We start from the raw sequence: 2,385 nt of genomic DNA, 5'->3' as shown, positions 1-2,385 counted from the left end.
GAGCGCGCCGCGGCGGCTGCCGCGCGACGGTGCCCTCGGTCCGGTGTCGCGAAAGCAGGCTGAACCGGCGCCGCCGGGCGGCCCGCAGCTGCTGGGAGTCGTTCGAGCCTGCTTTTGGAACGTCCGCGGCGCGAGCCTGCGGACAGGATGCCGCGCCGGCTACAGCTCGTCTACCAGCCGGTCGGCCATACCCCGGTAGGTCGCCGGGGTCAGCGCGAGCAGGCGCTGTTTGGCTTCGTCGCCGATGTCGAGGCCGCGCACGAACTCGGCGAGGTCGGCCGCGCCGACGCGGCGGCCGCGCGTAAGGTCCTTCAGCAGTGCGTAGGGATCCGAGATGGCGGAGCGTCCCGCGACGATCTCGGCGCGCACGACGGTCTGGATCGCCTCGGCGAGCACCTCCCAGTTCGCGTCGAGGTCGGCCAGCAGTACGTCGCGGTTCAGCGAGATCTCCTTCAGCCCGCGCTGCAGGTTGTCGAGCGCCAGCAGCGAATGGCCGAACGCGACGCCGATGTTGCGCTGCGTCGTCGAGTCGGTGAGGTCGCGCTGCATGCGGCTCGTGACCAGCGTCGCCGCGAGCGTCGTGAGCAGGCCGCCCGAGATCTCGAGGTTCGCCTCGGCGTTCTCGAACCGGATCGGGTTGATCTTGTGCGGCATCGTCGACGAGCCGGTCGCGCCGGCGACGGGAATCTGGGCGAAGAAGCCCATCGAGATGTAGGTCCAGATGTCGGTGGCGAGATTGTGCAGGATGCCGCCGGCATGCCGTACCCGGTCGTAGAGCTCGACCTGCCAGTCGTGCGATTCGATCTGGGTCGTCAGCACGTTGAACCCGATGCCCAGGCCCTCGATGAACTCGCGTGACAACGCCGGCCAGTCGACATCGGGGGCGGCGGCGAGGTGTGCCGACCACGTGCCGGTCGCGCCGGAGAACTTCGCGAGGTACTCGCCGCCGGCGATCTGGGCGGCCACCCGCTCCAGGCGCCATACGAAGACGGCGAGTTCCTTGCCCATCGTCGAGGGCGTCGCGGGTTGCCCGTGCGTGCGCGAGAGCATGGCGGCATCCCGGTGCTGGTCCGCGAGCGCCTTGAGGGCTCCGATGACGGCACGGAGCTTCGGCAGCCACACGTATTCGACGGCGCGGTTCACCGTCAGCGCGTACGAGGCGGAGTTGATGTCCTCGCTCGTGCACGCGAAATGCGTGAGCTCGGCGATGGCGTCGAGTCCCAGTCCCGACAGCCGATCGCGCACGAGGTACTCCACCGCCTTGACGTCGTGGCGGGTCACCGACTCGGTCGAGGCGAGCCAGTCGATCTCGGGCTGCCCGAACTCGCGGTACAGGGCGCGCAGGCTGTCCTTCTCGGCATCCGTCAGCGGCGTCGAACCGAACAGCGAGCGGTCGGTGAGAGTGATGATCCACTCCACCTCGACCTCGACGCGCGCGCGGTTCAGGCCCGCCTCGGACAAGTAGTCCGAGAGCCCCGCGACAGCTGCGCGGTAGCGTCCGTCGAGCGGACTCAGCGGCTGATCGGCGAGGCCCGCCGCAACGGTCGCAGAGGTCCTGGGGGTCGCTGTCGTCACGGCGCGGGCTCCGATCGCGGGGGGTGGGGCGGGTGAGAGGCGCTCAGGACGTCGGACGGATCGCCGGTTCGAGCTGCCGGAAGAGCGCCCGGCTCGCGCTCTCGATCATACCGAGCACATCGTCGAACATCCTGGGCCCCGCGTAATAGGGATCGGGGACGTCGAGGATGCTGCCGCCCGTCTCGGTGTCGAAGGACATCAGCAGCGCGAGCTTGTCGGCATCCGCCTGCGTTCGCGCCCAACTCGACAGGATGCGTTCGTGCGATCGGTCGAGTGCGACGATGAGGTCGTTGCGGTCGAAGTCGTCGAGCGTGAACTGCCGGGCGCGGTGCGCCGTGCCGTCGTAGCCGTGCCGTTCGAGCGCTTCGAGCGTTCGCACGTCGGCGCGCTCGCCCACGTGCCAATCGCCGGTTCCCGCGCTGGCCGACGCGACGTGGTCGCCGAGCCCGGCCTGCACCGCGACGTCGTGGAACACGATCTGCGCCATCGGCGATCGGCAGATGTTGCCCGTGCACACGAACATCACGCGAAAGGGCTCGACCTTGCTGGGCACTCGTTCATTCTGACGGAGGCCGCGGTCGCTGAACAGAGTGTCCGAGGCCGGGCCGCCCTCATCGCGTCCTCCCCAGGGGGCCATTCGGCCGGACTGTCCACCGATCGACGATTCCCGCCGTCGCGACGTCGCTCGGCAGGGCACGCTGACTGTCATGAATGCGTACTCCACCCCCGCCGTGTCACACGCCGATACCGATGCCGACGCCGTGCTCGCCGCCATCGCCGCCGCCCGCGCGATCCTGCACGATGCCCGCG

2 protein-coding genes are annotated in these 2,385 nt (G+C 69.6%); both read right to left on the bottom strand.

All coding sequences use genetic code 11. From position 1 onward, the window contains the following. Nucleotides 1–159: 159 nt before the first annotated feature. Complete coding sequence (gene purB, locus WBP48_RS09640) at nt 160–1,575, bottom strand: adenylosuccinate lyase (RefSeq protein ID WP_424439520.1); 1,416 nt, start codon at nt 1,573–1,575, stop codon at nt 160–162. Between the two features lie 43 nt (nt 1,576–1,618). Continuing rightward, nucleotides 1,619–2,098: a low molecular weight protein-tyrosine-phosphatase gene (locus WBP48_RS09635; RefSeq protein WP_424439523.1), complete on the bottom strand. Its 480-nt coding sequence runs from the start codon at nt 2,096–2,098 to the stop codon at nt 1,619–1,621. Nucleotides 2,099–2,385 lie beyond the last annotated feature (287 nt).

It is taken from the genome of Microbacterium sp. (genome assembly GCF_049661145.1).
Classification (GTDB): Bacteria; Actinomycetota; Actinomycetes; order Actinomycetales; family Microbacteriaceae; genus Microbacterium.
Note: the sequence above shows the minus strand (reverse complement) of the source record. Positions and strands in the feature narration are given on the sequence as shown.